Genomic DNA, 25,438 nt, shown 5'->3' on the forward strand with positions numbered 1-25,438 from the left:
GTTTCTAAGTTTGAATATGGATAGTATGGTGACCATGTATCTTGATTATCAATAAGTATTTTAAGGGCTTCATATAACCTTATGTTGAGATTTATGCGAGCGTATTATCTGCTTTTTTTATAAAATGCAAGAGTTTTTATTATGATTAAACTTAGTATTTTTGAGCTATTAGTTATCGTTGAATTAAGCTAATATAAAAATAAGGGAATAGTCGTTTATTTGTCATATGTTATACAAAAAATGTTTGCTGGTAATACTTTTATTTGTAAGTTTTTGCCCTTGCTATTCATACGATAAAATTGAAGATTTTAAATATAATCAGAATATCTTATTAAAGGCTAATAAGTCATATCGACATTATTTGATACCAGCAAACAATCTAGAGTTAGAAGCAAAAGTACATAAGCCTCACGAATATGATAATGTAGAAGCTTTTAACTATTCTGAATATTTGGATCATAACGATATTGTTGCCATAGGGTGGATGGTGGATGATACTGAAATCATCTACAAAGGTACAGCAAGCTTATACTTGCCCGAAAGGATAAGGTATTACTTATTTAATAAGCTAGAAAAGATTTGCAAGGAAATGAACTTAAACCTTATATTCTACCATTACTTATTGGCGATAAAGAATTTAGTCAATCTCAGCAAAATTTGTTGATAAGTTCTGGTACATCGCATCTTATGGTAATTTCAGGATTACATATTGGGCTTTTGACATTTATTGCTTTTGTTCTTTTTAGAGGTTTATGGTCATTATCACCACGCTTATGTCGCAAATTACCAGCACAGTATATCGGTGTTATTGCCTCTGTGATAGTGGCTTTTATATAGTTTATTAGCAGGTTTTAGCTTACCAACACAACGAGCATCGATAATGCTTTTAGTAGTAGCTATTTTATGGCTGTTGGGTAAGCGTATTTCGATAGTTAAGTCGCTGAGTATAGCTTTAGGTATTATAGTATTGGTTGATTTTGAATCAATATATAGCGTTAGCTTATGGTTGAGTTTTTCAGCTGTTATGCTTTTGGTTATTATCTCTATAGTACTACAACAATATAAGTCAAAATTAGCAAAAACATTATTTGCACAAATTTATCTAGCGATATTTTTAGTGGCAATTTCAGTTTATTATTTTGGCGGTTTTTCTGTCGTTTCGATTTTAGCAAATATTGTTGCAATTCCTTTAGTTAGTTTTGTTATAGTGCCATTGTTGCTAGTGTGTTTACTGCTATCTTATGTTGGACTAAGTTTCTGGATAGTTCCTAGCTTAGTTATTAAATTATTAATTGCTTATTTAAGCTTTTTGACAAGCTATGCTGGTTTTATTGAGTATTGGAGTTATTTTTCATTTTTTGGTCTTATAATTATTATTTTTGGAATTATTTTAGTAATTTTCCCGTTTAGTAATTCAATTAGACTACTTGGGTTAGCTTTATGCTTAGTGTTTTTGCAATCTTCAGAAAATACTTCACAAAAGAATCAATATTTTCGAATCCATGTTTTTGATACTAAAAATTAAATGGTGCTAATTGAGGAAAATGGTCAAAATATTTTATACATCTCAGCAAAAATCTAGCTAATGATTATGTTTTATCAAATACCTTAGGTAGTTATTTAAGGTTAATAGGGGTTAAACGAATTAGTTATATGATTGTAGTTGATGCTGATGATGATAGCTTTAACTCTAATTTTATTAGACAGATAGTTCCTATTAAAACTATTATTACAAATTTAAAGACAGAGAAGCCATTTCAAAAATGTAATTATAATAATAGCTTCAATTTAAGTCAAAATACAAAAGTTAAACTCCTCTCAAATGGTACAAGTTGTTTTATCTTAATTAAATATAATAACGAGGAGTTTTAAATTACAGATAATTCAAATGCTAAGGATCAGCAGCAAATTTACACTTTGTATAATAGAATTATTAATCCAAGTATAGTGATTAGTCCTTTAGTGATTGATACTAAGTTTTTTAAACATAATAGTGAGCATCTTATATACATCTCAGATCAGCTATTGAATCCACAGACTTATAAAAACATTAACATAAGGGTATTTGATACATATACTAACGGAGCTATAACTATTACTATCAATAATGATGATACCTTAAAAATAAGATCTTTATTTAAAAATATTAGCTAAAAGTGATTAATATTTTTTATAGTCTTTCAAAAAAGTTTTTATTAATGGTAAGATTTAAGTTAACAGTCAATAAGTTAAACAATCTTCAATGATAAATTTTATTAAGTACGCTTACTATGGATTATTTTCGCTGGTATGTTTGATGTCTACAGCTATAATTGCTTTTATACCAGTATTTATTTTTTCATTAGTTAAGCTTTTGATACCTATAAAAAGTATAAGGTATTTATGTACATCAGCTGTTCAATATTCTGTGAGCTTATGGGTAAGTTTTGTTATTCTAATTGCTAAGTTTTTTTCACCTACCAAAATTGAGATTGAACAAAATAAAGAGCTAGATAAAAGTGGTTCATATCTTATTATATGTAATCATAAAAGTTGGCTTGACACTTTTGTATTGATGATGATTTTTCACAAAAAAATAGCCTTTCCTAAATTCTTTATGAAATTTCAGGTTTTTTTCATACCTGTATTAGGTTTGATTGCCTGGGCTTTAGAGTTTCCTGCGATGAAACGCTATAAAAAAGAATATCTTAAAAAGCATCCTGAGAAAAAAGGTGAAGATCTTAAGAAAACAGTTGAGTATTGTAAAAAATTATCCTCTAGACCGACAACTATCGTTAATTTTGTTGAGGGTACTAGATATACTTCTCAGAAAGCTCTTAAAAGTGCTTATAAAAATTTGCTTAATCCCAAAGCAGGTGGCATAGCAGTTATTTTAAAAAGTCTCTCAGATAGAATGGTAGGAGTTTTAAATACCACTATAGTTTATGATAACCCAAAGCAAACTTTGTGGGACTATATGATTAGAAAGACAAAAAAAATCAAAGTTAAAGTCGATTTTATTCCAATATCAGAAGTGCCTATGGGTGATTATTTTACTAGTGAAACAGATAAGGAGTATTTTCAAGTTTGGTTAAATAAACTTTGGCAAACTAATGATGAGTATATTTCTAAAGATGCAAAGAAAATAACTTACTAGTTATCAACCTCATTCTTATTAAATTCTATATAATCGCAGCTATAAAAATACTATGCTAAATTTATTTTAGTAGCTTTCACGATTGCACTAGTTCAAAGTTATTTTATGCCTATAATGTTTTGGCTATAAAATAGTTAGTTAACCAAACTAAGCGACAGGCAGTCTAAAAAATAGTTTATTTTGAGATATGATTATGAGAAAATTTCTTAGAAATCGAAATTAGTTTAATGTATGCGGAAGCCAGTTAAGCTCAACAAATAAGAATAGCGCTGAATAAATACCCATGAAAATAAAAGGCATATAAATCTCAAGAATTCTAATCGGCTTGAAAGATCCTTTTTGTTCAGCAATATGTTCTTCAGTTAACCATACTTTTGAAGGAAGTCGCTTCTCAAGAGATGACACTATGCTGTTTTTTATTTGTATATGATGTCTAAAAAATCTAATTATTTTCCACCAAGCATAGCAGAATACCAATCCCGCAAAATAAGGTATAGTAACAAGAATACCTGATGGTGGATTTTCAACATTGATATTGTTGCTAATTGCCAAAGCAACTGTACCTACAAGAACAAGGTTGAAAACTAAGAAAAATAAGTTAATTACAATTCTTCTATAACTAGTTCTATCTGTTAATTCAACATATATTCTATATTGCTCTATTAGCAGTTGATTGTACTTCTCATTAGATAAATTACTTTCGTCATCATTGCTCCATAATTTATCTTGTATATCTTTATGATTAATTTTTTCCATTTTGTTCCTTTTTTATCTATCAGTTCAAAAGAATTTTACAACCTTAATGCTATTATATTTTAAGACGATTATCAAACTTTTAATACTTTATAATCATCTATATCTATCTCTAGTGATTATATCAATAATTGTAGATGGTTGTGAAGACTTAACTTCTGTTTCTAGTATATAGATACTATTAAAAATTTCATTAATCGAATGAGAATCGTTGATAAAGTCTTGCCTAGATATATTTGCACTAGTTGAAATAATTGCATTATTAATTTTAGAACAGATATTGGTTATTATGTCAGTAGTGACTAATCTTATTGCAATAGTTGTTTTACCTCCAGTTAACCACTGAATATCTATTTTACCTGGTACTATCCAAGTTGTTGGTCGAGGCTGCTTAGAGCATATTTTATCGATTTGTTCATTAGAAAGTTTAGTAGTATCCACATATTCAAGTAAATGTTTGTAGTTATGGGAGATTATTATAAACCCTTTGCTTGAGTCTCTCTTTTTTAGATTAATAATTTTTTCGATAGCGTTTTTATATATGTTGCAGCTTAAACCGTACACTGTATCTGTTGGAATACTAACAACTTGATTACTTGTAATCTCAGATATGATTTTATCCAAATCTTTTGTAAGCATATTTGATGTTATTGGTGGTTTATAAACTAGACATAGTTTATTACATTTTATAAATAAAAAAACCTATAAACTATAAATAGCCTATAGGTTTTTTGTAGATTTAGATTTTTAAAGATCGAAGTCCAATTACTTCTTATTTAATTGCTCTTTGATTAGGTCACCAAGAGTTGTAGGAGTCATTTGTTCTACTTTGTAGTTAGACTTACCTGCAGCAGTATTATCTTCATCAACAGCTTTTATAGAAAGAGCAATACTTCTCTTCTTAGCGTCGATGTTGATGATTCTAGCTTCAACTTCTTGTCCTTCGCTTAGCTCATCACGAACATCTTTTGTATGCTCAGCAGAAATTTCAGAAATTCTGATGAAACCGTCAATGTTGTTATCAGCATCAAGCATAACTACTGCACCGTTGTCTTGTAGTTTAGTAACATTACCTTTTACTAAAGAACCTTTAGGGTGAATGTTTATGAAGTTCTTGAAAGGATCTTCAGAAAGTTGCTTCATGCTAAGAGCGATTCTCTCAAGATCAGTATTTACAGAAACTAATACAGCTTCTACATCATCACCTTTCTTAAGCTCTTTGATTGCTTTAGCTGGGTTATCCCATGCAACATCTGAAATATGTACAAGACCATCGATACCACCTTCTAAACCGATGAATACACCAAATTCAGTGATTGATCTAATTTTACCAGTTACTTTATCGCCAGGCTTGTAGTTTTTCTCAAACTCATTCCAAGGATTTGCTCTACATTGTTTGATACCAAGAGAGATTCTGTGATTATCAGCTTCTAACTCAAGTACGATAACTTCAACTTCTTGACCTATTGATACAGCTTTATGAGGGTTAACGTTCTTATTAGTCCAATCCATTTCTGAAGTATGAACAAGACCTTCGATACCTTCTTTCAACTTAACAAAACAACCATAGTCAGTAATGTTAGTCACTGTACCCATAAGCTTAGCACCTACAGGAAGCTCGTTAGCGATATTCAACCATGGATCTTCACCAAGTTGTTTGATACCTAGAGATATTCTTTGTTTCTCTTTGTCGAACTTGATTACTTTAACATCGATTTCTTGGCCGATAGATAGTACATCTGTAGGGTGGCTGATTCTGCTCCAAGAGATATCAGTGATGTGTAATAAACCATCGACTCCACCAAGATCAATAAACGCACCGAAATCAGTGATGTTTTTAACGATACCTTGAAGAACACTACTTTCAGAGATTTTCTCTAACATAGCATCTCTATCGCCAGAATTGTTTTCTTCGATAACAGCTTTTCTAGAAACAACGATATTATTTCTCTTAGTATCGATTTTAACAACTTTTAATTCGATATCTTTGTCTTCTAAATGAGCTACATCTTTGATAGGTCTTGTATCAACTAGTGAACCAGGTAAGAATGCTCTTAAACCTTCAACATCCATAGTGTAACCACCACGAACGTGATTAGTGATTTTACCAAGAACAGTTTCATTGTTTTCGAATGCTTTTTCGATTCTATCCCAAAGCTCGATTTTCTTAGCTTTATCTCTTGATAGTCTAGTTTCACCGCAGCTGTTGTCTAGAGCTTCTAAAACAACATTGATTTTATCACCAGCAGCTACTTCTAGTTCGCCGTTGCTGTTTTTTAGAGAAGAAACTGGAATAAAAGATTCTGATTTAAGACCAGCATCAATCATTGCAAATTCTTTGTCTATGCTTACTACAGTTGCTTCGATGATTTTACCTATTCTCATCTCTGTTTGTTTCAGAGACTGCTCAAATAGTTCTTTGAAATTTTCTGACATTTTTTGATTTCCATTTCCAGTGTGGTTGGTTATACATAGTTTGACAAGTACCCACTGGTTTATATATAAAAGTACTAGCAAACAATCATGTAATGTATTATCTTATCTAAGAGACTCAAATTCTTCAAGATAAAATTACTAAAACTTATGTCTAATTATTCACAAGATGATATTTTTTTTATGCAGAAAGCTTATGAGCAAGCATTGTTGGCTTATAGGGCTGGAGAAGTTCCTATAGGAGCAGTTCTTGTTAATGATAGTCAAATAGTAGTCCAAGATTTTAACAAAACTATAATGCTCAACGACCCAACAGCTCACGCCGAGATTTTAGTTTTACGTGAAACAGCCAAAGAGCTCGAAAACTATAGATTGGTTAATACAAAATTGTATGTTACTTTGGAGCCATGTATAATGTGTTTGGGTGGTTTGATTCAGGCTAGGGTTTCTGAATTGATTTATGCTTGTGATGATACTCGTGTTGGAATTTTCTCTCGTGAGAAGTTACATCAAAATAAGAATATTAATCATAATCTTAAAGTAACATCTGGCGTGATGACTGAGGAGTGTAGTAAGCTCTTGAGAGATTTTTTTAAATTAAAAAGAAATTAGGTATTTTATGCAAAAAGAAAAAATTGTCGTTTTATATGGTGGAGATTCTCCAGAAAGGGAAGTGTCTTTAATATCTGGTAAAGCAGTTTTGGACTCTTTACTAAATCAAGGTTATAACGCGGTTGGTTTAGATGCAAGCTCAAAAGATTTGGTTGTTAAGCTTTTGGAGTTAAATCCTGATAAATGTTTTATCGCACTGCATGGCGAAGATGGCGAAAATGGTAGAGTTGCTGCATTACTTGAAATGTTACGCATAAGGCACACTGGTTCGACTATGAAGTCATGCGTTGTAACTATGGATAAAATGATTTCCAAGGAAATATGGATGCATCATCGTATGCTTACACCGATGGCAAAATTTCTTACTGATAAGTTAGTGGATGCTGATGAGATTAGTTTTCCTGTTGCTGTTAAGCCAAGTAGTGGTGGATCTAGTATAGCTACTTTCAAAGTAAAAAGCTTTGAAGAGCTTGAAAATGCTTATGAACAAGCATCAAAGTATGGTGAAGTAATGATTGAACAGTGGGTCACTGGTAAGGAGATAACGGTGGCTATTGTTAATAATGATGTTTATTCATCTGTTTGGATAGAGCCATTAAACGAGTTTTGTGACTACGAGTCAAAATATAGCGGCAAGTCTATATATCATGCACCAAGTGGATTATGTGAGCAAAAAGAGCTAGAGGTTCGACAGTTGGCTAAAAAAGCTTATGATCTATTGGGCTGCAAAGGTCATGCTCGAGTAGATTTTATATATGATGATAAGGGAGATTTCTATATTATGGAGATTAATTCATCTCCAGGAATGACAGAGAATAGTCTATCTCCTAAGTGTGCGGCGGCTGAAGGTATTGATTTTGACAGCTTTGTTAAATTAATACTAGAACAGGCGCAATGCTAAAGATTTTTAAGAAATTTTTTATACTAGGTTTTATTTTTGTAATAATCTTAGGCGCTACGGTTTTTATTGTTAGCAAAGCGGATAAGAAAATTTCAAGAGTAGATGTGGTTTCTAATGATGGTCTAGTCTATATTTCAAAACAAGATTTGATCGACAAAATAATAAGCTTAAACAGCAAACAATGGTTTGATCTAGATATCGATACTGTGGAGAAGTATTTTTATAATATGCAGGGGGTTGATTATACTTTAGTAAAGAAAGTATGGCCATCAACTCTAGTTGTGTATATTTATGATCATAAGCCTGTGGCGTATTGGAATAATAATCAAATTTTGCTTGATAATATGGATATTATTACTCCGGTTGTTTTTGATTATGATAAAAATTTACCACATATAGATAGTAATGATGATGCTAGTAAAGACTATATTTATGAAACTTTGCTAGAGTTAAATAAGCTAGCTAAGAACAATAATATGCAAATAGTCAAAATATCTTATAGAGGGAATCAATTTAGTATTTTGCTTTCAGATGATATTGAAGTGGTTCTAGGTTCAGTAAAACTAAAAAAACGATTAGAACTATTTTTTAAGTCATATGAAGAGGTTAAGAACTATAAATTAGCGAAATATTTTGATATGAGATACAGTGATGGTTTTGCAGTAAAGTTATAATTAGAAAAAGATTTATTTTATTGGTTTTCTATGATAATAAGCATATAATGTAATATAAGTGTATGAAAGTAAAAAAATATCTGTCTTAGATTAGGGCTTTATAAATGGGTTTTGGGAATAGTAATTTTTGTGCGGTAGATTTGGGATCTCACAAAATAACCGTTGCAATTGGACAACTTGCTGAAAATAACAGTATAAAAATATTAGGAGTTAGCCAAAAACAATCAAAAGGTATTAAGCAGGGATCTGTAATTAATCTTGAAATGGCTATCGAGACATTAAATGTCGCTCTGGATGAGGCAAAAAGCATAGCAGGAGTTGATGTTAGAGAGGTTACTCTTGGAGTAAGTGCTCCTAGTATTAGTGGTTTTAACTCCTATGGTTTAGCAGCTGTCGAGAATGGAGAAGTAAGTCTAGAAGATTTGGCGATGGCTATTAAGACGGCAAAAGCTGTGCCAATGTCAGCAGATACTGAAATGCTTCATGTTCTACAAAGAGATTATATAGTTGATGGTCAGCCAGGGGTTACAGAACCGATCGGTATGTTTGCGGTCAGGCTAGAGTCTAACGTACACATTATAGTGGCATCATCTAGAATGTTACAGAACGTGCGTAAATGTGTTTCAAACTGTGGTTATGCAATAGAAAATTTGGTTGTAGAACATTTAGCCGCTAGTAGTGCAACTCTTACTGATAATGAAAGAGAAATGGGCGTCTGTTTTGTAAATATCGGCGCTGATTCAACAAGCTTCTCTGTATTTGCAGATGGAGGTATCTGTTATACGTCAAGTATTAAAACTGGTGGTGGAAGTATTTCATCTGATATATCTAAAGTTTTTAGACTGCCTATTGAAGCAGCTGAGAGTTTAAAATTACAGTTTGGCTATGCAGCTAGTAAATACCTCAAAAATCCAGATGAGAAAATAGATATACCAAACTCACTAGGGAATGCTAAGAAAAGAATATCATTGCAGGATTTATCTTTGGTAATAGAGGCTAGAGTTGAAGAGATATTTGAATCTCTATACCGTGAGTTAGATCAAAATCGTTTGTTAGAAGTCGTTTCTTCTGGCATTGTCTTCACTGGTGGTGGTGCGAAACTAAAAGGATTGGCAAGGCTTGCTGAAGATATGTTCAAACTTCCTGTAAGGGTAGGTGGTCCTATTGAGGTTTCTGGTGCAAGTGAGGTTGTGCATAATCCATCATATTCTACAGTAGTGGGATTACTAAAGTATGCTGCAGAAAATAGTGATGAAACAAGCGATCAAAAGATTGATGATGATGTTATGGAAATAGACGAAAATACAGCAAAGTCTAAGAAAAAAATAATATCATCAGTTAAAGGCTGGTTTTCAAATAATTTTTAAGTTAAGTAGTAACTAATCGAAAGTAAAGGAGTAAATATATGTTTGATTTTAATGATTCAATGGTTTCAAATGCCATAATTAAAGTTGTTGGTGTTGGTGGTGGTGGCGGTAACGCTGTTCAACACATGTGTGAAGATGTTACTGATGTTGAGTTTTTTGCACTGAATACGGATGGTCAAGCATTATCTAAGTCAAAAGTACAAAATATATTGCAAATAGGTACTAATCTTACAAAGGGTTTAGGCGCTGGTGCAAATCCTGAGATTGGAAAAAGAGCAGCAACTGAAGATCGAGCGAAGATCGAGCAACTTCTAGAAGGTGCAGATATGGTTTTCATCACAGCTGGTATGGGTGGTGGAACAGGTACTGGTGGTGCGCCTGTAGTTGCTGAAGTAGCAAAAGAAATGGGTATACTAACTGTAGCTGTGGTCACTAAACCTTTCCCGTTTGAAGGACCAAGAAGAATGAAAGCCGCTGAGTATGGTATCGATGAGCTAACTCAACATGTTGACTCTATCATTACTGTACCAAATGAGAAGTTACTAAGTGTACTTGGCAAGGGTGCATCATTAATTGATGCTTTTAATGCTGCAAATGATGTATTAGGAAATGCTGTAAAAGGTGTTTCTGAGCTTATTACTAAGCCAGGTCTTATCAACGTTGACTTTGCTGACGTTAGAGCTGTAATGACTGATATGGGTCTAGCTATGATGGGTATGGGTGAAGCTAACGGTGAAAATAGAGCAAGAGAAGCGGCAGAAGCTGCAATTTCTAGTCCATTACTTGAAGATATTAATCTTGATGGTGCTAAAGGTGTAATCGTAAATATTACAGCTGGTATGGATATGTCTATTGGTGAGTTCGAAGAAGTTGGTGAAGTAATTAGGTCATTTATTTCTGATGAAGCTATCGTAATCGCAGGTACGGTTATTGATCCTGATATGACTGACTCTATGAAAGTAACTGTTGTAGTTACAGGTATTGAGAAAGTAGCTATGAAAAGAGGCTTTGGTGTAGAGAAAACAACATCTAACCCATCACAAGGTTTCTCGAGCAAGCCTTCTCCATCTTTCTCAAGAAGCGAAGACGTGTCTAGTTCTGCTAGTGCTCCAAAAATAGAATCTGAAGATGTAAATAAGTCAGATATTCCAAGTTTCCTTAGAAGAAGATAATTTCTTATAATTTTTCCTTATTATCAAAATAATTTAAATATATTGTTATAGCTTTAAAATCTGATTGATTCTATATCAATATGCTTCTTTGATATATATAATTTAGGTATTGATGTTTTGCGTATACAGTTATGTATGGGATGTCGTGTCGAAATATATTGAGTATTTAGACAGGTTTTCTATAACAATTTGATTGTATATAGTTAGAGAGGTTAAGAATGAAGCAAAAAACTATAGCAAAAGAATTCTCTGTTACAGGTATTGGTCTACACTCTGGTGTAGATGTTTCGATGACTGTTAAATCAGCTAGTGTTGATACTGGGATAGTATTTCGCCGAGCTGACCTTAGTCCTGTAGTAGATATCAAGGTTGCGCCATCTAATATTAAAGAAGCGATAATGTGTACTTTATTGACAAAGGATGGTGATCAGGGTCTGTCTGTATCTACTATTGAGCATTTAATGTCGGCATTTGCAATGTTTGAAGTTGATAATGTTCTAATCGAAGTTAATGCTCTAGAGTTGCCAGTAATGGATGGTAGTTCTTATGAGTTTACACAGCTGTTAAAAGAAGTTGGTATTGTTGAACAAGAGACTGACCGTAAAGGAATCAAAATTCTAAAGCCTGTAAAAGTTCAACATGAAGGTAAATTTGCAGAAGTTTTACCTAGTGATACTCTTAAGTATGAATTTAAGATTGAGTGGGATCATCCAGTAATCGCTGTAACAAACGATCATATCGTATTTGAGTATAGCCTTGATGAATATATCAAAATGGTTTCAAAAGCGAGAACGTTTGGTTTTTATGAACAGCTTGCATATTTGCATCAAAATAATTTGGCAAAAGGTGCCTCATTAGATAATGCGGTAGGAATTACTAATGATGGTGTTCTTAACGAAGGCGGCTTACGTTACGAAGATGAATTTGTAAGACATAAACTATTAGACGCAATTGGTGACTTTTATGTTGGTGGTTACATATTGGGACATTTCAATTGCTTTAAATCTGGTCATACTCTTAATAATAAACTTTTACATGCTATTTTTGCAGATAAAGAAGCATGGGGACATATCTGATTTTTATAAGTTTTTCTTATTAACCTTATCAATAGTATATATTTAATCTTATTTATTCATTTTTGTATAATTCCTGAATATTTATAAAAATAGGGAAATACAAAAATATGAAAAAAATAATAATATTACTTTCTTTTGTTTGTGTGACTATAGCTTTCGCAGGAGAAGGTTTTTTATCGAAGGATGAGTTACCAAATAGCTTAGCTATCTTACCTCCACCACCTGTTATGACTCCGATGGTAGGTTCAAATGTGTCATACCTAGCATTTGCAGAAGATCAAGAGATATCTAACTCTATATTTATAGAAAAAACCTTTTTCAATGGTGAGCAAATTTCACAATCTCGATTAGATCAAGCTGTAAGCGATGCTGATACTGACGTAGATACTTTTGTTAATGCGTTTATAGATCCTTTGGATATTCCAAATAAGCAAAGTATTAAACTGCTATTAATAAATAATCCAGATTTAATCAAAAAAGTAACTTATGATGGTAAAAATTCTACAGAAGCTGCAAAAGATGCTTATGCTAGAGAACGCCCTTATTCATTTTATAATAAGCTGTTTGTACGGGCGATCCAGACCCTCATCATTCATATCCATCTGACACTCTACGAGAGGTATGGTAGTAGCATATACTATAGCAGATCTTTTACCATCTCAATATAGAACTCAAATTTTGGCTCGAGGTATGGATTATGGAGATAGTAGAGTTATTTGTGGAGCTCATTGGAGAAGCGATATTCAAGCAGGAAGAATTATGGCTAATGCAGCATATAGTACGTTAAAAACTAATGATTCATTTAATAACGAGTTTAATAGAATGAAGCAACAAATTGATGCGCTAATTTAATTTTTTAGTTGGTTAAGATAATATCACTATCCATTATTTCTATTGCTAATGATTCTCTAATTAGCTTAACATTTTGATCATTATGGATTTTCTCAATTGCATTCTCACGCTTAATTTCAGCGGGGGATTTGTGATTAGAGTTATTAGAAGTTGGTAGATTTTTAATATCTAGTCTAAAGCCTAGGCTATCTAAATGCTGACTAATAGCTGATTGCAGCTTTGCTATACTTTGAGGTTCAAGTTCAAGAATTTTCTTGGCATCTTCATTAAGTTGAATTTCAAATGTGTCATTAGTTTCATTTATTAGGTGGCTGTTAAATGCTAAGGTCTTTGTAAAACCCTTTAGTTTGATTGCATTTAGCAGATTAAACCATTTTTTATCCAAAGATTCTTCTGAAGTATTGTTTTGACTGTTAGATTCGCTAAACTGCCTTTGTGGCTGTGGCTGTGGCTGTGGCTGTGGCTGTGGCTGTGGCTGTGGCTGTGGCTGTGGCTGTGGCTGTGGCTGTGGCTGTGGCTGTGGCTGTGGCTGTAAAGCATTCTTTAGAGCTTTAATGTCATTTTTTGTCTCTGAAGAGATCTTCGGAGTAGTAGTTAATGAATGATTACTAGTTAAGTTTTTTTTTTGGAAGGCTATCAGTCTAAGTACAGCCATTGTTACACCAGTTTCAAAACTAGGAGCTAGGGATATATCTTTTTTAGCAGTAATTGTTAGTTGGTATAAAAAGTGTGCTTGTTCAACAGAAATTTTATCAAGAACCTTATTGATAATATCTATATCAATATCATTAATAGCATCCAGAGACTGTGTAAAACTATAAATACAACAAGCAAACCATATCTCAGCGATTCTATCTAGCACTGCATCAGCATTGCTTTCTGTAAGAGTTAAATTTTTTACAGCAGGTAATACTGCACTTGGGTTATTTTCGATAATAGCTTCGATAATGTTATAGACTTCTTCACTATCTATAATTCCAAGCATTTGTTTAATTTGTGCTTGCTTAAGTTCACCACTACAAAAGCTTATGGCTTTATCAAGTAAACTTAGAGCATCTCTAAGGCTACCTTTTGCATGGTATGCGATATAGTCTAGTGATTGTTCATCAGAGCTTATATTTTCTTTATTAAGAACTACTTTTAGCTGATCCTTGATATCTGATTGTGAGATATGCTTTAGATGTAGTTGAATACAACGTGAAAGTATTGTGACGGGTATTTTATGATAATCTGTGGTTGCCAATATAAACTTGACATATTCAGGAGGCTCTTCTAATGTTTTTAGTAAAGCGTTAAAGCTCTGTTTGGATAACATGTGAACTTCATCTATTAGATATACTTTGTAGCGACCTTGAGATGGCATGTATTGGATATTATCTAGAATTTCTTTTGTTTCTTCGACTCCTGTGCGCGATGCAGCATCAATCTCAATCAAATCTATAAAACTATTATTATTAATCGCCAGACAGTTTTCGCACTTGTTACATGGTTCTGCTGTAACACCAGTTTTGCAGTTTAGACATTTTGCTAGTAATCTACCAAGTGTTGTTTTACCTACACCACGAGTGCCTGTAAATAAATAGGCATGATGAACTTTTTGTGTTTCTAGAGCATGTACTAGACTATTAAGTGCATGCTGTTGCCCTGCAACTTCTGAGAATGATTGTGGTCTATATTTACGAGCTAATGCTTGATATGACATTTGTGACAGTATTTTATATAAAATCTTTAGATTAAATAATAACAAAGTTTTGAGCGAAATAGTAAATATTATCTCTTTTGATTAATTTGGATATGCTCGTTATGATACTCTATTAGTTTTCTATTCCTTGTAGCGTGTCATTTATGTATTTGAGTTAAAAGAAAGTAGTAATTATAGTACATTTTTTTACTAATTATGGTACAGTTTTTTTATTATGGTTTGGTTTAAAATTGTATGCAGCAAAGTATAGCAGATCATGTTAACAAGCTACAAAATAATTGTCTTAAAGCTTATATAATAGAGTATCAATATTTCTTATACAAAACATCAAATCTTATAACAACATCTGGAGATGTAAAGAAGTTTAGTGAGAGACTTAATCTAGAATCCATGAGTAGAAATGTTAATATGAGGTCCTTAAGAGATAGTTTTTTTATTGTATTATTAAAACTTTTAGAGAGTTCATCAAGAAATAAGCTTGTATCAGTACCAAATCTAATAGATAAAATAAAAAAATAAACATCTCTTCTCTAAAAAAGATATTGTATTAATAGATAGTGAAACTGAAAATTTTTTAATGAATCAGTCTAATTATTAAGATATTATGAATTTGTTGAAAGAACATCGGGATAGATGTTTATCTCATAGTGATTATAGGGTCACACAGTGTAGTCATCTTGATAATATATCATCACTAGATACTAAAAAGATAATTGATGATATGATTGAATTTTTAGATAGTTTGAGTTTCATACTTAAAAGTAATAAATTCAATTTCAAAAAGTTGGATAAATTAAAATCAAAAATGTTGACAGAAAATTATAATAGGATTAAAAAGTTAGAAATGTAAGTTATATAAGGATCAAAATTAGTGGAGCATGACTATTTGAATTATGCATTAAACAAGATAAAATCTATACACAAAATCTAACCAATAAATATCTATAAAAATGGAATCTATAAATTATAAGATTGTATTAAAAGATCTAACGGCTCGTATTGAATCTTTACGGGACTATCTTTGACTATGATGTCAAAAAAGAAAAGCTAACGGAAGTTTTGATGGAGCTAGAAGATGGCTCAATTTGGGATAATCCAGAGTATGCACAAAACTTGGGCAGACAAAAAGTAGAGCTTGAGAATGTTGTACACAATTGTGAGCATATTTCAGAAACACTAGAAACTTTGACAGAGCTACTTGAGCTTGCTGAAGAAGATGAATCATTAATACAAGAAATTGCAAAGGATACTCAAGATGTCACAGCTGAAATTGAGAAACTAGAGTTTCGTAGAATGTTTTCTGGACAGATGGATCCTAATAATGTCTTTCTGAATATTCAATCAGGTTCAGGTGGTACAGAAGCACAGGATTGGGCTGAGATGCTAATGCGTATGTATATGCGCTGGGCAGATAGTCAAGGCTTCAAGGTAACTGTTGATGATGTATCAGATGGTGATGTTGCGGGTATCAAAGGATGTACGCTCAAAATTGAGGGTGAATATGCGTATGGTTGGTTTCGCACAGAGACTGGTATTCATCGATTAGTGAGAAAATCACCATTTGACTCAAATAGTAAACGTCATACATCTTTTGCGTCAGTATTTATATCTCCGGAAGTTGATGATGATATTGATATAGAGATTAATCCAGCAGATCTGCGTGTTGACACATATAGAGCATCAGGAGCTGGTGGACAGCATGTCAACAAAACTGATTCTGCAGTGAGAATAACTCACATTCCTACAAATATAGTCGTACAAAGTCAAAGCGATAGATCACAACATAAAAACCGTGATAGTGCAATGAAACAGCTTAAGTCAAAACTGTATGAGATGGAGCTACAAAAACGTAACGCCGAAAAAAATGATCTTGAAGATTCAAAAGCCGATATTGGTTGGGGTAGTCAGATTCGCTCTTATGTACTAGATCAGTCTCGAATCAAAGATTTGCGAACAGGTGTTGAGAATACAAATACTCAAGCAGTTTTAGATGGTGATTTAGATAAGTTTATTGAGGCTAGCTTAAAAAGTGGGTTATAATAATTAGTTATTATAAATAAAATTCGCTACTTAACTTCGTAAGTTTTAGCGATATGTTTTTTTATGGCAGAAAAGTATGAACAACTACCTAGCACTTGCTACTGCTTATTTGCATTATCATTAGCAAAAGCTAACCATAAAAGTGTAAAAAATATAGGGTGAAAAGATGAGTAGTAAATTAAAAAATTTAATAAAAAATTCGATTAAAGAATATTTAGATGCAAATGAGATAACAGTAAAAGATGCTGTTAGAGGTAAGATTAGAGAGCAGATTAGCGAGTCTCTTGGTCAAGTGAGTGAAATAAATGATGATGTTGTAGAGCAAATAAAAACTCTTGTTAAAAAGCATATAGCAGATATGCAAGAAAACTCACAAATAACATTAAGAAAAGAGAAATTACAAGCACTAGCTGAACAAAATAATGGTATCAGTCATCCAAATAACTTTAGAAGAAATGTTGTTGCTCATGCTTTACAAAATCAATATGCACAATATTCAAAACAAGAACTTGAGGAGCTTGAGGATAAAAAGCAATACAATATCACAGGTAGGGTAGTTCTTCGTCGTGTGATGGGTAAGGCTTCTTTTATTACGTTACAGGATTATTCAGGTAGAATACAGGTTTATCTAAAAAAGAGTGATTTACCAGAAGGACAATATGAAACTTTTAAGAATCTATGTGATTTAGGTGATATTGTTGGTATTACTGGGACTATGTTTAAGACTAATACAGGTGAGCTTTCTGTAGAGGCTAGTCACTTTGAGATTTTGACAAAAGCTATCAGACCTTTACCTGATAAGTTCCACGGATTAGCAGATCAAGAGATGAGATATCGTCAAAGATATGTTGATTTAATCACAAATGAAAAAGCTCGTGAAGTTTTTAAAGTTCGTTCAAAAGTTGTCAGCTTTATCCGTAACTATTTTGATAAATTGGATTTTATGGAAGTAGAGACTCCGATGATGCATGTTTTACAAGGTGGTGCAGCGGCTAAGCCATTTAAAACACATCATAACGCTTTGGATATGCCATTATACTTGCGTATAGCTCCGGAGCTTTATCTAAAAAGACTAGTTGTTGGTGGCCTTGAGAGAGTGTATGAGATAAACCGTAACTTCAGAAATGAGGGTGTATCTTCACGTCATAATCCAGAATTTACAATGCTAGAGTTCTATATGGCGTATGCTGATTATAATGATCTTATGGATCTAACAGAGGATATGCTATCTAAGCTTGTACAAGAGGTTATGGGTAGTGAAATACTTGAGTATGGTGAATATAAAATTAACTTTGGTGGTAAGTATGAGCGTATTTCAATGGTTGATTCAATTGTCAAATATAATGATGATATTACTAAAGAAGATTTAGCAACATTTGAATCTGCAAAAGCACTTGCTAAGAAATTGAAGATAAAAGTAGAAGCTTGCCATGAGCTTGGTCACCTAATAAATGAAATATTTGAAGAAACTGTTGAGCATCAACTAATTCATCCAACATTTATAACAGATTATCCAGCTGTAGTTTCACCTTTAGCGCGTAGACAAGATGGTAATTCTGAGTTTACTGATAGATTTGAATTCTTTGTAGGTGCGCGTGAGATTGCTAATGGTTTCTCTGAGCTAAATGATGCTGAAGATCAGGCAGAACGCTTTAGAAAGCAGGTTGAAGCAGCAGCATCTGGTGATGATGAAGCTATGCCTTATGACAAAGACTATATCCGTGCTCTAGAGTATGGTATGCCTCCTACTGCAGGGCAGGGTATCGGTATTGATAGATTAGTAATGTATCTGACAAACTCACAGTCTATCAGAGATGTAATATTGTTCCCACACATGAAGCCTGAGTAAAAAGTGTCGAAAAAAGCTTATTAAAATCTTTATTTGAAAATATCTATAATCCAGATATTAATCCCAAAAAGTTTATTCAAAAATTTGTACGCTTAGACTATAAACAAGTTGTTGATGGTCATGAGATTGATTACGAGGGTTTTATTGAGCACATCAAAAAACAACGTGAGGTTGTTGAGAGTGTTAGATTTGAGTTTATTTATCTAGTAGAAGAGGGTGATATGGTAGCCTCTTTACATAGAGTATATGCCAATATGAAGCTAGATAATCGTAACCTAATAGCTGAAGTTCATGCTTTCTTTAAATTTGATGAAGATATGTTAGTTTCTTGTGATGAGCGTACTATAATTATCCAAGGCAAGCCCGAGGATGAAGATCTAGGGCGTAGAAAGTATTAGGATGGAAGAAAAGAAAGTTACCTAGTGATCATCATCATAACTAGCTTTATGAGATTTACCCTCTATATATGAAGTAAACGCGATTAGTAATGCTGATACCACAAATACTAAGTGGATAGCAGCTGACCATGCTAAGTCTCTGTCAGATGAATGAGATACTTCTAGAAACTTCTTTAAAAGAGAAATAGAAGATATACCTATGATAGAGCCAGCAATCTTTAGTTTAACAGCATTTGGAGATAGCTTTTTAATCCAAACAGGCTGACCGCCACCTTTTTTATCAAGGTTCATTTTACTTACGAAGTTCTCATAACCACTTATGACTACAATGACTACAAGGTTTGCTACTAGTACAACATCACATAGTGTCAGAGCTAATATAATAAGCTGATCTTCATCAATGCTGCTATAAGCAGTGAATAAATGATGAAGTTCATGATATATCTCATAGATAAACCCAAATAAAACTAATGATAAAAGCAAATAGATTGGTGCTTGAAGCCAACGAATTCCAAATATAAACATTTCTATTATTGATAGTATTTTATTTATGAATCTACTCATGAGCTGAATCCTTATAGAGGTTTTAAATTAATTATTCCGTAAGTAAAGATATCTTAGACAAAACTTAAAAGCAACTAACAACTATCAAATAATATATGATAAGTAATATGGTATGAAAAATTAAGTATCTCTTTACGAAGAGACTTTTTCTAATAGTTTAACTATATGAGAATGGTTATTAGCTTTAGCATCCTCAAGAGGAGTTTTACTCCATCTATCTTTAGCGTTAGGATTTGCACCTTTGCGTATAAGATATTTGACTACTTCTTCATGACCTTCTGCTGAAGCTAGATGTAGAGCAGTTCTTTTGTCGTAGTCTCCTTTGCTAATATCTACGCTCAACGCTACAGCTCTTTTGATTTCTGGTAAGTCACCATTGCTAGCTGCCCAAATTAGTTCAAGAGTTAGGTTTGAATCTATAGTTCCTCTACCTTCAACTGGATTGATCTTATCGCAATGAGCAATATGATCATAGTTATGAAAACTAAACTTTTCTACCAATCTTTTACTAAACTCAACCCCTCTGACAGAGTTATGATTATTATCTAAACGTGGAGAAAAAATTGCGAATCCGCCAACATTAGGAATAGCTATAGCTAGTGCTCCTGAGACACCGGATTTAGCAGGTAATCCAACTGAGAATGCATATTCACCAGAAAAATCATACATTCCGCATGAGTACATCATTGATAAGCAGTTACGAATTGTTGTTGGAGAGAATATTTTTTTGTGTGTGAAAGGACATATACCTCCATTAGCAATTGAGCTCATAATCTTGGACATTTTTTTCGCATTTACTTGTATAGAACATGTTTGGAAATAAAAATCTAAAGAAGTGTCAATATTTGTATTCTGTGGAAATGCTCCAACCTCTTTCATAAAGTATGCTAAGGCATAGTTTCTGTTAGCTGTTTCTTTTTCAGAGTGATACACAGCGTTATCAAAACCTATAGTTTCACCACCAGCTAGATTCTCCCAAACATTAGTTATATATTCAAATCTATCAGCAAGGTTCCACTCTGGTTTAATCAATGAGCACATCATTATTGCACCAGAGTTTATCATCGGGTTGTGAGGGCGGCCATATTTGTTTAGTGCTATTGCATTAAACGTAATACCACTAGGTTCTCTACCAACATGCTTATGAACCTTATCTTCTCCGTTCTCCTCTGTTGCGATACAATATGTGATAGGCTTAGCTGTTGATTGAACACAATATGGATGTTCAAAGTCACCAAGTGTAATCATCTGACCATCCACACTACAAAAAGTAACAGCAAAAAGTTCGGAGTCTACTCTTGCTAATTGAGGAATATATGTAGCATTTTTGCCAGTATTATTTTTTTTAGTTTCTTCAAATATTTGTTCAATCTCTTTACGGAAATCTTTAAAATTTGGAATTGTAAATCCTTTGTTGACAGATTTCTCAATTATACCACTACTATCAGAAGTTATTTCTTTGAATTTTTTAAAGTCAATTTTGTCTATAATAGTTAATTTATCTAACTCAGCTCTTAACTTCTTAGTGCGTGGATCATCATTAGTTATACCTGCATCATCTAGAATAGCTATGATGTCGAACTTGGTTAAAAAACCATCGTTGTTACAGATAGCATTGAAAATATTTTTATAATACTCATCGCCAGAAGATCTAGTTCTAATTGGTTTATTTTTCATTTAGAGGATTTAATCTAGAATTAGGTAGATTGTATTATACCGAAAAAAAAGAAAGATTTGATATAAAGATAATATTAGTTAATAGCAGCATTTGCTAGAGCCATAGCAACTACATAAGGATCTGCATTTGCTCCAGGTCTTCTGTCTTCAAGGTAACCATAACCTTTAAGTGCAACAGGTCTAGGGATTCTAATAGAACATCCTCTATCAGCATCTCCGACACGGAAAGTGTTCATGTCAGAAGTCTCTAACTTACCTGTTAATCTTTCATGAAGATTGTAACCATAGTTTAAGATATCTTTTTTATGATTTTTTTCTAATGATGTACATATTTTCTTGATAGCTTCTCTTCCTGTTTCAGGATTTCTTGTTTTGCTTGTAGAGAAGTTAGTGTGAAGACCCGCACCATTCCAATCACCTTTGATAGGTTTGTTATCAAACGATATGTCTATACCGTACTCTTCACCTAGTCTTTCTAGAAGCCATCTTGCTAAGTGTGTATGATCAGATATGTTTAGTATCCCAGCATCTTCACCTTCAACACCTCTGTAGCCAATTTGGAATTCCCACTGTCCAGGCATAACTTCTGCATTTATACCATAAAATAGTATTCCAGCATCTAAACAAGCTTGCATGTGAGCTTCTACTAAATCACGACCGTAGGCTTTGCTATTTCCAGCACTACAATAATAAGGACCTTGTGGCCCTGGGAATCCTGTAGTAGGCCATCCAAGTGGTCTACCATCTTTGAACATTGTATATTCTTGTTCAAATCCTGCCCACATATCTTGGCAGTCAGCGCTTGCTAGTAGAGCCCTTAGTTTAGCTCTATTGTTTGTGGCATGTGAAGTCTCTCCGTCTGGATTATAAACTTCACATATAACAAGATATCCACACTCTCTCAAAGGATCGATTACAAAATTGACAGGCTTTAGAATACAGTCTGAATTATCACCTGTAGCCTGATTCGTAGAAGAACCATCAAAACTCCATTCAGGAAAGTCATCAGCAGTCTCAAAATCTTTAAATGGTAGAACTCTCCCTTTAGACCTAAGTCCAGGTACAGGATCTGAACCATCAATCCATATATATTCAGCGGTCACAACTTTCATATCTTTAACATATTCCTTAACATCGATTGATTAATCCTGATTAATGATATCAATTGTCTAAAAAAAGTAAATAATACTTATAGCCTCACAATAAAAAATCTCAAAACTGTGTTACAAAACTTCAAAGACTATTTCATTAAGCCTAAGCTTAATATTACCCTTTTGTGCGCCTTTAATATATAAATCAGTCTGTAGGCATTTCTCAAGACCTATTGATATTTTTTCAGCACTAGTCTTATTTGCTAAACTGATATAGAATTTCTGTTTTGAAGGCCAGATATTATTATCTTTAAATATCTTTTGGTGATATGTTTGTTGTGTATTTTTGAGCTGTGAGATTATTCTTAATTCTCTTTTGATAGCCCATAGCACTAGAGGAGGTTTGTCATTTTCAGTTAAAATACTATTGAGAATTTTTAGCGCTTTAGTTTTTTGTTGAGAGAGAAGGGCTTCAGAAAGATCAAATACATCAAAGCTTGCATGTTCGTGTATAAATGGACGAATTGTGTTTTCATCATAAGTTTGAGTACTTTGGCGTGATAGTAGCTTGATAATTTGTTTAGAAGCAATGAGATTTCCCTCTGTTTTTTTGACGAGTAGCTGAATTGCTGGTTTAGTCAAAGTTAGCCCAAGTTGTTTAGCTTTATAGTCTATTATGTTTATGGCGTTATCAGTATTAGGGTCGAATATTCTAATATGTATAGCACGATGCTCTAAACTTTGGAACCACTTAGCTGAGAGGTTTTGTTTTTTCATACCACTGAAAACTAGCAAGTAAACATTATCATCTTCATTTGTTAATTTATCAGCTAATGCTTGCTGGAGTTTTTTCTGAGGAGGTTTATCGAAGTTGAACTGAATAAGTTTATCCATAGAAAATAGGCTTAAACTATCAACTTCACCATACAATACATCTAAGTTTTGCTCATTTAAATCATGGTATGAAATCTCATAGCTTTTTGCTTTAAACTGATCTATTATTTTTTCTATAATATTATGCTTCTGTAACGGTTCATCACCTGTGATTATGAAAAGCTTATATTCTGTTAAATCATTTTTTTTGAGTAGATCAAAATAACTTAGTTGCATAATGTTAAAAAAGTTTAATTATAGTTGGATATCATATTTAGTTTACTATACTGGTTAATAGATAAAAAACTAAAAGCGTACAATATGAAAAAAATATTATCAATAACTTTGGTTTTACTTGCAGTGTTACTAACAGGTTGTGTAACAAAACCGGATAATATTAAGCCGGTTGAGAATTTTCAAGCACAAAAATATCTATGTAAATGGTATGAGATAGCTAGATTTGATAATAGTTTTGAGAAGGGTATGACAGAAGTATATGCTGAGTATAGCCTAAATCCTGATGGTTCGATAAAAGTGGTAAATAGTGGCATTACTCCAGCGACTGGTGAGAGAAGTTATGCAACGGGCATCGCTAAATTTGTAGATGGAGATGATAAAGGATATCTTAAAGTGTCGTTCTTTAGACCATTTTATGGAGCTTATGTAGTATTTAAACTTGATGATTATAAGTATGCGTATGTCGCTGGAGCTAATAAGAATTATTTATGGTTGTTATCTAGAACTAAAACTGTACCACCAAGCGTTAAAGATGATTTTATCAAAAAAGCTAAATCGCTATGTTTTGATACTAATAATCTAGTATGGGTTAAGCAATAGTTGCTCTCAAAACAAAGTAATCTTCATAAACCTTCTATTCCCACATTTTTAATCTAACAGAAAAAGGCTAAAATATACCTATTCTTATTAGAATTTTTAGAAGATGAAAGGATTGACAGATTTCAATAGATTTGATTTTGGTTGGCTAGTCGTTAGTATTGGTATGGCTGTTGGTGCAGGGATTGTACTAGTGCCTGTGAGTGTTGGGGTTGTTGGTTTTACAGTCTTTGTAGTGTCAATACTGATAGCTTATCCTGGTATTTATCTGTTTCAAAAGTTATACATAGAGACTTTATTTGCTGCAAAACAACCTAAGCCATATAAAGAGATTGTAGCCGAATTATTGGGCAATAAATGGGCTGTTTTTTTAGGGGCGGTATATTTATTGATGATGCTAACATGGACTATTATATATGCTGAGGTTGTAGCAAAGTCTCTAGCAGCATATCTATACATGTTTAATCTCAGCTCAAATCGACATTTAGAACAAAATGTGTTATACAGTGCTGTATTAATGATAGTTTTAATCTTGACTGGAATGAAAGGCCAAAAGCTCTTTGTAAGAGTATCAACTTTTTTAGTATTTATATTAATTATAGCGATTGTATTAGTGTCTATATCTTTAATTCCGCTATGGTCATTTAAGAATGTTGTGGAAATACCTACAACTAGCAGTGAGTTTGTGGCTAAGAGTATCATCATGTTGCCATTTTCTTTGACATCAATATTATTTATACAGTCACTAAGTCCGATGGTTATTGGTTACCGTAAGTATTATCACAATAAAGATAGGGACTTTGTTTTATCTAAAACTTTAAAAACAATGACTTTAGCATTTGTAATATTGGTTATTATTATTGGTTTTTATGTTCTATCATTTTCGTTAGTTATCCCTAGAGCCGATGCTTTAGAGGCAACACAAAATAATCAATCAGCATTTATACTTTTAGAGAAACAGCACATATCAAATATGCTAATATATGGATGCGGAATTATTATTAGCTTATGCGCTATTTTGACATCTTTTTTGAGTGTGTTAGCAGGTATGGAGGAATCTCTAAGAGGACTATTTAGAAATAGTGCTATCAAATTAGGATTAAAAGAAGACTCTAAGAGTATTTTTAGTTTAAATACACTTGTAGTAGTCATAATTTTTCTATTAACGTGGCTTTCAATAGTTTTTGATGCTCCTGTGTATAAATTAGTACCTTTATCTGGTCCTGTCTTTGGTATATTGGGTTGCTTAGTGCCAGCATATATTGTTTTTAAAACACCGAGTCTTGAGAAATATCGAACTAAAAGTATCTATTTTGTTATTTTTGTTGGAATAATATTAGTGATATCGCCATTGTTGACATCGGCATTATCTTAAAAATAGTGACTATACAATTAGAAGATGTAAATCGATAGATATAAACAGGATATATGCTT

Annotated in this window: 24 protein-coding genes and 1 pseudogene; 17 read left to right on the plus strand and 8 right to left on the minus strand. The window is 32.8% G+C overall.

Features of this window, described 5'->3' with window-relative positions; all coding sequences use genetic code 11:
• The first annotated feature begins 226 nt into the window (after positions 1-226).
• Positions 227-2,154 (plus strand): annotated as a pseudogene (locus tag FNO12_RS11430) (ComEC/Rec2 family competence protein).
• Positions 2,155-2,242: 88 nt separating this feature from the next.
• The gene (gene yihG, locus FNO12_RS00660) at positions 2,243-3,136 is read left to right on the plus strand and encodes a 1-acylglycerol-3-phosphate O-acyltransferase, YihG family (protein WP_030003315.1); all 894 of its coding nucleotides are present in this window, start codon (positions 2,243-2,245) and stop codon (positions 3,134-3,136) included.
• A gap of 219 nt (positions 3,137-3,355) precedes the next feature.
• Here yihG and FNO12_RS00665 read toward each other — a convergent pair whose 3' ends face one another.
• The 3 genes from FNO12_RS00665 to rpsA form a co-directional block, all read right to left on the minus strand.
• On the minus strand, positions 3,356-3,892 hold the full coding sequence (locus FNO12_RS00665; RefSeq protein WP_014714248.1) for an intracellular proliferation membrane protein RipA: 537 nt from the start codon (positions 3,890-3,892) through the stop codon (positions 3,356-3,358).
• Between the two features lie 93 nt (positions 3,893-3,985).
• Entirely contained in the window at positions 3,986-4,528 is a 543-nt protein-coding gene (locus FNO12_RS00670) for an L-threonylcarbamoyladenylate synthase (RefSeq protein WP_014714249.1), read from the minus strand.
• A 126-nt stretch (positions 4,529-4,654) separates the two neighbouring features.
• A complete protein-coding gene (gene rpsA / locus FNO12_RS00675; protein WP_014714250.1) occupies positions 4,655-6,325 on the minus strand; it encodes a 30S ribosomal protein S1 in 1,671 nt (556 codons plus the stop codon).
• Positions 6,326-6,472: 147 nt separating this feature from the next.
• Between rpsA and tadA the strand changes: the two genes are divergently transcribed.
• The 8 genes from tadA to FNO12_RS00715 all read left to right on the plus strand — a co-directional run bounded on the left by tadA (position 6,473) and on the right by FNO12_RS00715 (position 12,976).
• Entirely contained in the window at positions 6,473-6,934 is a 462-nt protein-coding gene (tadA, locus tag FNO12_RS00680) for a tRNA adenosine(34) deaminase TadA (RefSeq protein WP_014714251.1), read from the plus strand.
• A gap of 7 nt (positions 6,935-6,941) precedes the next feature.
• On the plus strand, positions 6,942-7,835 hold the full coding sequence (locus FNO12_RS00685; protein WP_014714252.1) for a D-alanine--D-alanine ligase: 894 nt from the start codon (positions 6,942-6,944) through the stop codon (positions 7,833-7,835).
• Positions 7,829-8,509: a cell division protein FtsQ/DivIB gene (locus tag FNO12_RS00690; RefSeq protein WP_014714253.1), complete on the plus strand. Its 681-nt coding sequence runs from the start codon at positions 7,829-7,831 to the stop codon at positions 8,507-8,509. The genes FNO12_RS00685 and FNO12_RS00690 overlap by 7 nt, the downstream gene beginning before the upstream one ends.
• A gap of 104 nt (positions 8,510-8,613) precedes the next feature.
• Positions 8,614-9,876, plus strand: a complete 1,263-nt coding sequence (ftsA, locus tag FNO12_RS00695) for a cell division protein FtsA (RefSeq protein WP_014714254.1) — start codon at positions 8,614-8,616, stop codon at positions 9,874-9,876.
• A gap of 38 nt (positions 9,877-9,914) precedes the next feature.
• Positions 9,915-11,048 carry a cell division protein FtsZ gene (gene ftsZ, locus FNO12_RS00700; RefSeq protein ID WP_014714255.1) on the plus strand — a complete coding sequence of 378 codons (1,134 nt, stop codon included), beginning with the start codon at positions 9,915-9,917 and terminating at the stop codon, positions 11,046-11,048.
• 218 nt (positions 11,049-11,266) lie between these two features.
• Positions 11,267-12,124, plus strand: coding sequence for a UDP-3-O-acyl-N-acetylglucosamine deacetylase (gene lpxC, locus FNO12_RS00705; protein WP_014714256.1), 858 nt, complete (start codon positions 11,267-11,269; stop codon positions 12,122-12,124).
• 107 nt (positions 12,125-12,231) lie between these two features.
• Positions 12,232-12,792, plus strand: coding sequence for a phosphatase PAP2 family protein (locus FNO12_RS00710; RefSeq protein WP_014714257.1), 561 nt, complete (start codon positions 12,232-12,234; stop codon positions 12,790-12,792).
• 10 nt (positions 12,793-12,802) lie between these two features.
• The gene (locus FNO12_RS00715) at positions 12,803-12,976 is read left to right on the plus strand and encodes a phosphatase PAP2 family protein (protein WP_155244564.1); all 174 of its coding nucleotides are present in this window, start codon (positions 12,803-12,805) and stop codon (positions 12,974-12,976) included.
• Between the two features lie 4 nt (positions 12,977-12,980).
• Here the strand turns inward: FNO12_RS00715 and dnaX are convergent, their stop codons facing one another.
• Positions 12,981-14,678 (minus strand): DNA polymerase III subunit gamma/tau, encoded by a 1,698-nt coding sequence (gene dnaX / locus FNO12_RS00720; protein WP_048349205.1) that lies wholly within the window; start codon positions 14,676-14,678, stop codon positions 12,981-12,983.
• Positions 14,679-14,912: 234 nt separating this feature from the next.
• Here dnaX and FNO12_RS00725 point away from each other — a divergent pair, with 234 nt between their 5' ends.
• The 5 genes from FNO12_RS00725 (at position 14,913) to FNO12_RS09930 (ending at position 18,965) form a co-directional block, all read left to right on the plus strand.
• Positions 14,913-15,197: a hypothetical protein gene (locus FNO12_RS00725; RefSeq protein WP_014714260.1), complete on the plus strand. Its 285-nt coding sequence runs from the start codon at positions 14,913-14,915 to the stop codon at positions 15,195-15,197.
• Between the two features lie 85 nt (positions 15,198-15,282).
• Positions 15,283-15,528 (plus strand): hypothetical protein, encoded by a 246-nt coding sequence (locus FNO12_RS00730; protein ID WP_030003317.1) that lies wholly within the window; start codon positions 15,283-15,285, stop codon positions 15,526-15,528.
• A gap of 100 nt (positions 15,529-15,628) precedes the next feature.
• Positions 15,629-16,718 (plus strand): peptide chain release factor 2 gene (gene prfB / locus FNO12_RS00735; RefSeq protein WP_096738016.1). Its coding sequence is split into 2 segments (ribosomal slippage): positions 15,629-15,700 and positions 15,702-16,718, totalling 1,089 coding nucleotides; the frame shifts between segments, so codons are not numbered across the junction.
• Between the two features lie 166 nt (positions 16,719-16,884).
• The gene (gene lysS, locus FNO12_RS00740) at positions 16,885-18,567 is read left to right on the plus strand and encodes a lysine--tRNA ligase (protein WP_014714262.1); all 1,683 of its coding nucleotides are present in this window, start codon (positions 16,885-16,887) and stop codon (positions 18,565-18,567) included.
• Positions 18,568-18,788: 221 nt separating this feature from the next.
• A complete protein-coding gene (locus FNO12_RS09930) occupies positions 18,789-18,965 on the plus strand; it encodes a hypothetical protein (RefSeq protein WP_014714263.1) in 177 nt (58 codons plus the stop codon).
• A gap of 21 nt (positions 18,966-18,986) precedes the next feature.
• Here FNO12_RS09930 and FNO12_RS00750 read toward each other — a convergent pair whose 3' ends face one another.
• The 4 genes from FNO12_RS00750 to holA form a co-directional block, all read right to left on the minus strand.
• Positions 18,987-19,529, minus strand: coding sequence for a TIGR00645 family protein (locus FNO12_RS00750; protein ID WP_014714264.1), 543 nt, complete (start codon positions 19,527-19,529; stop codon positions 18,987-18,989).
• 132 nt (positions 19,530-19,661) lie between these two features.
• Positions 19,662-21,206, minus strand: a complete 1,545-nt coding sequence (glsA, locus tag FNO12_RS00755; protein ID WP_014714265.1) for a glutaminase A — start codon at positions 21,204-21,206, stop codon at positions 19,662-19,664.
• 74 nt (positions 21,207-21,280) lie between these two features.
• On the minus strand, positions 21,281-22,318 hold the full coding sequence (locus tag FNO12_RS00760) for a glutamine synthetase beta-grasp domain-containing protein (protein ID WP_014714266.1): 1,038 nt from the start codon (positions 22,316-22,318) through the stop codon (positions 21,281-21,283).
• 111 nt (positions 22,319-22,429) lie between these two features.
• The gene (holA, locus tag FNO12_RS00765; RefSeq protein WP_014714267.1) at positions 22,430-23,407 is read right to left on the minus strand and encodes a DNA polymerase III subunit delta; all 978 of its coding nucleotides are present in this window, start codon (positions 23,405-23,407) and stop codon (positions 22,430-22,432) included.
• 84 nt (positions 23,408-23,491) lie between these two features.
• On the opposite strand from holA, the gene FNO12_RS00770 reads away from it, so the two are divergent.
• Together FNO12_RS00770 and FNO12_RS00775 are read left to right on the plus strand one after the other, a co-directional pair.
• The gene (locus FNO12_RS00770; RefSeq protein WP_014714268.1) at positions 23,492-24,007 is read left to right on the plus strand and encodes a lipocalin family protein; all 516 of its coding nucleotides are present in this window, start codon (positions 23,492-23,494) and stop codon (positions 24,005-24,007) included.
• Positions 24,008-24,110: 103 nt separating this feature from the next.
• The gene (locus tag FNO12_RS00775) at positions 24,111-25,379 is read left to right on the plus strand and encodes an aromatic amino acid transport family protein (protein ID WP_014714269.1); all 1,269 of its coding nucleotides are present in this window, start codon (positions 24,111-24,113) and stop codon (positions 25,377-25,379) included.
• Positions 25,380-25,438 lie beyond the last annotated feature (59 nt).

The organism is Francisella orientalis FNO12 (assembly GCF_001042525.2).
GTDB lineage: Bacteria > Pseudomonadota > Gammaproteobacteria > Francisellales > Francisellaceae > Francisella > Francisella orientalis.

Excerpts from the sequence above, each read along its gene's own strand:
- ftsA (WP_014714254.1), top strand. The coding sequence starts at position 8,614 with ATGGGTTTTGGGAATAGTAATTTTTGTGCGGTAGATTTGGGATCTCAC.
- lysS (WP_014714262.1), top strand. The coding sequence starts at position 16,885 with ATGAGTAGTAAATTAAAAAATTTAATAAAAAATTCGATTAAAGAATAT.
- FNO12_RS09930 (WP_014714263.1), top strand. The coding sequence starts at position 18,789 with ATGGTAGCCTCTTTACATAGAGTATATGCCAATATGAAGCTAGATAAT.
- FNO12_RS00725 (WP_014714260.1), top strand. The coding sequence starts at position 14,913 with ATGCAGCAAAGTATAGCAGATCATGTTAACAAGCTACAAAATAATTGT.
- rpsA (WP_014714250.1), bottom strand. The coding sequence starts at position 6,325 with ATGTCAGAAAATTTCAAAGAACTATTTGAGCAGTCTCTGAAACAAACA.
- tadA (WP_014714251.1), top strand. The coding sequence starts at position 6,473 with ATGTCTAATTATTCACAAGATGATATTTTTTTTATGCAGAAAGCTTAT.
- FNO12_RS00770 (WP_014714268.1), top strand. The coding sequence starts at position 23,492 with ATGAAAAAAATATTATCAATAACTTTGGTTTTACTTGCAGTGTTACTA.
- FNO12_RS00760 (WP_014714266.1), bottom strand. The coding sequence starts at position 22,318 with ATGAAAGTTGTGACCGCTGAATATATATGGATTGATGGTTCAGATCCT.
- FNO12_RS00690 (WP_014714253.1), top strand. The coding sequence starts at position 7,829 with ATGCTAAAGATTTTTAAGAAATTTTTTATACTAGGTTTTATTTTTGTA.
- FNO12_RS00730 (WP_030003317.1), top strand. The coding sequence starts at position 15,283 with ATGAATTTGTTGAAAGAACATCGGGATAGATGTTTATCTCATAGTGAT.
- FNO12_RS00665 (WP_014714248.1), bottom strand. The coding sequence starts at position 3,892 with ATGGAAAAAATTAATCATAAAGATATACAAGATAAATTATGGAGCAAT.
- FNO12_RS00685 (WP_014714252.1), top strand. The coding sequence starts at position 6,942 with ATGCAAAAAGAAAAAATTGTCGTTTTATATGGTGGAGATTCTCCAGAA.
- FNO12_RS00750 (WP_014714264.1), bottom strand. The coding sequence starts at position 19,529 with ATGAGTAGATTCATAAATAAAATACTATCAATAATAGAAATGTTTATA.
- lpxC (WP_014714256.1), top strand. The coding sequence starts at position 11,267 with ATGAAGCAAAAAACTATAGCAAAAGAATTCTCTGTTACAGGTATTGGT.
- dnaX (WP_048349205.1), bottom strand. The coding sequence starts at position 14,678 with ATGTCATATCAAGCATTAGCTCGTAAATATAGACCACAATCATTCTCA.
- FNO12_RS00710 (WP_014714257.1), top strand. The coding sequence starts at position 12,232 with ATGAAAAAAATAATAATATTACTTTCTTTTGTTTGTGTGACTATAGCT.
- holA (WP_014714267.1), bottom strand. The coding sequence starts at position 23,407 with ATGCAACTAAGTTATTTTGATCTACTCAAAAAAAATGATTTAACAGAA.
- FNO12_RS00775 (WP_014714269.1), top strand. The coding sequence starts at position 24,111 with ATGAAAGGATTGACAGATTTCAATAGATTTGATTTTGGTTGGCTAGTC.
- glsA (WP_014714265.1), bottom strand. The coding sequence starts at position 21,206 with ATGAAAAATAAACCAATTAGAACTAGATCTTCTGGCGATGAGTATTAT.
- FNO12_RS00670 (WP_014714249.1), bottom strand. The coding sequence starts at position 4,528 with ATGCTTACAAAAGATTTGGATAAAATCATATCTGAGATTACAAGTAAT.
- yihG (WP_030003315.1), top strand. The coding sequence starts at position 2,243 with ATGATAAATTTTATTAAGTACGCTTACTATGGATTATTTTCGCTGGTA.
- ftsZ (WP_014714255.1), top strand. The coding sequence starts at position 9,915 with ATGTTTGATTTTAATGATTCAATGGTTTCAAATGCCATAATTAAAGTT.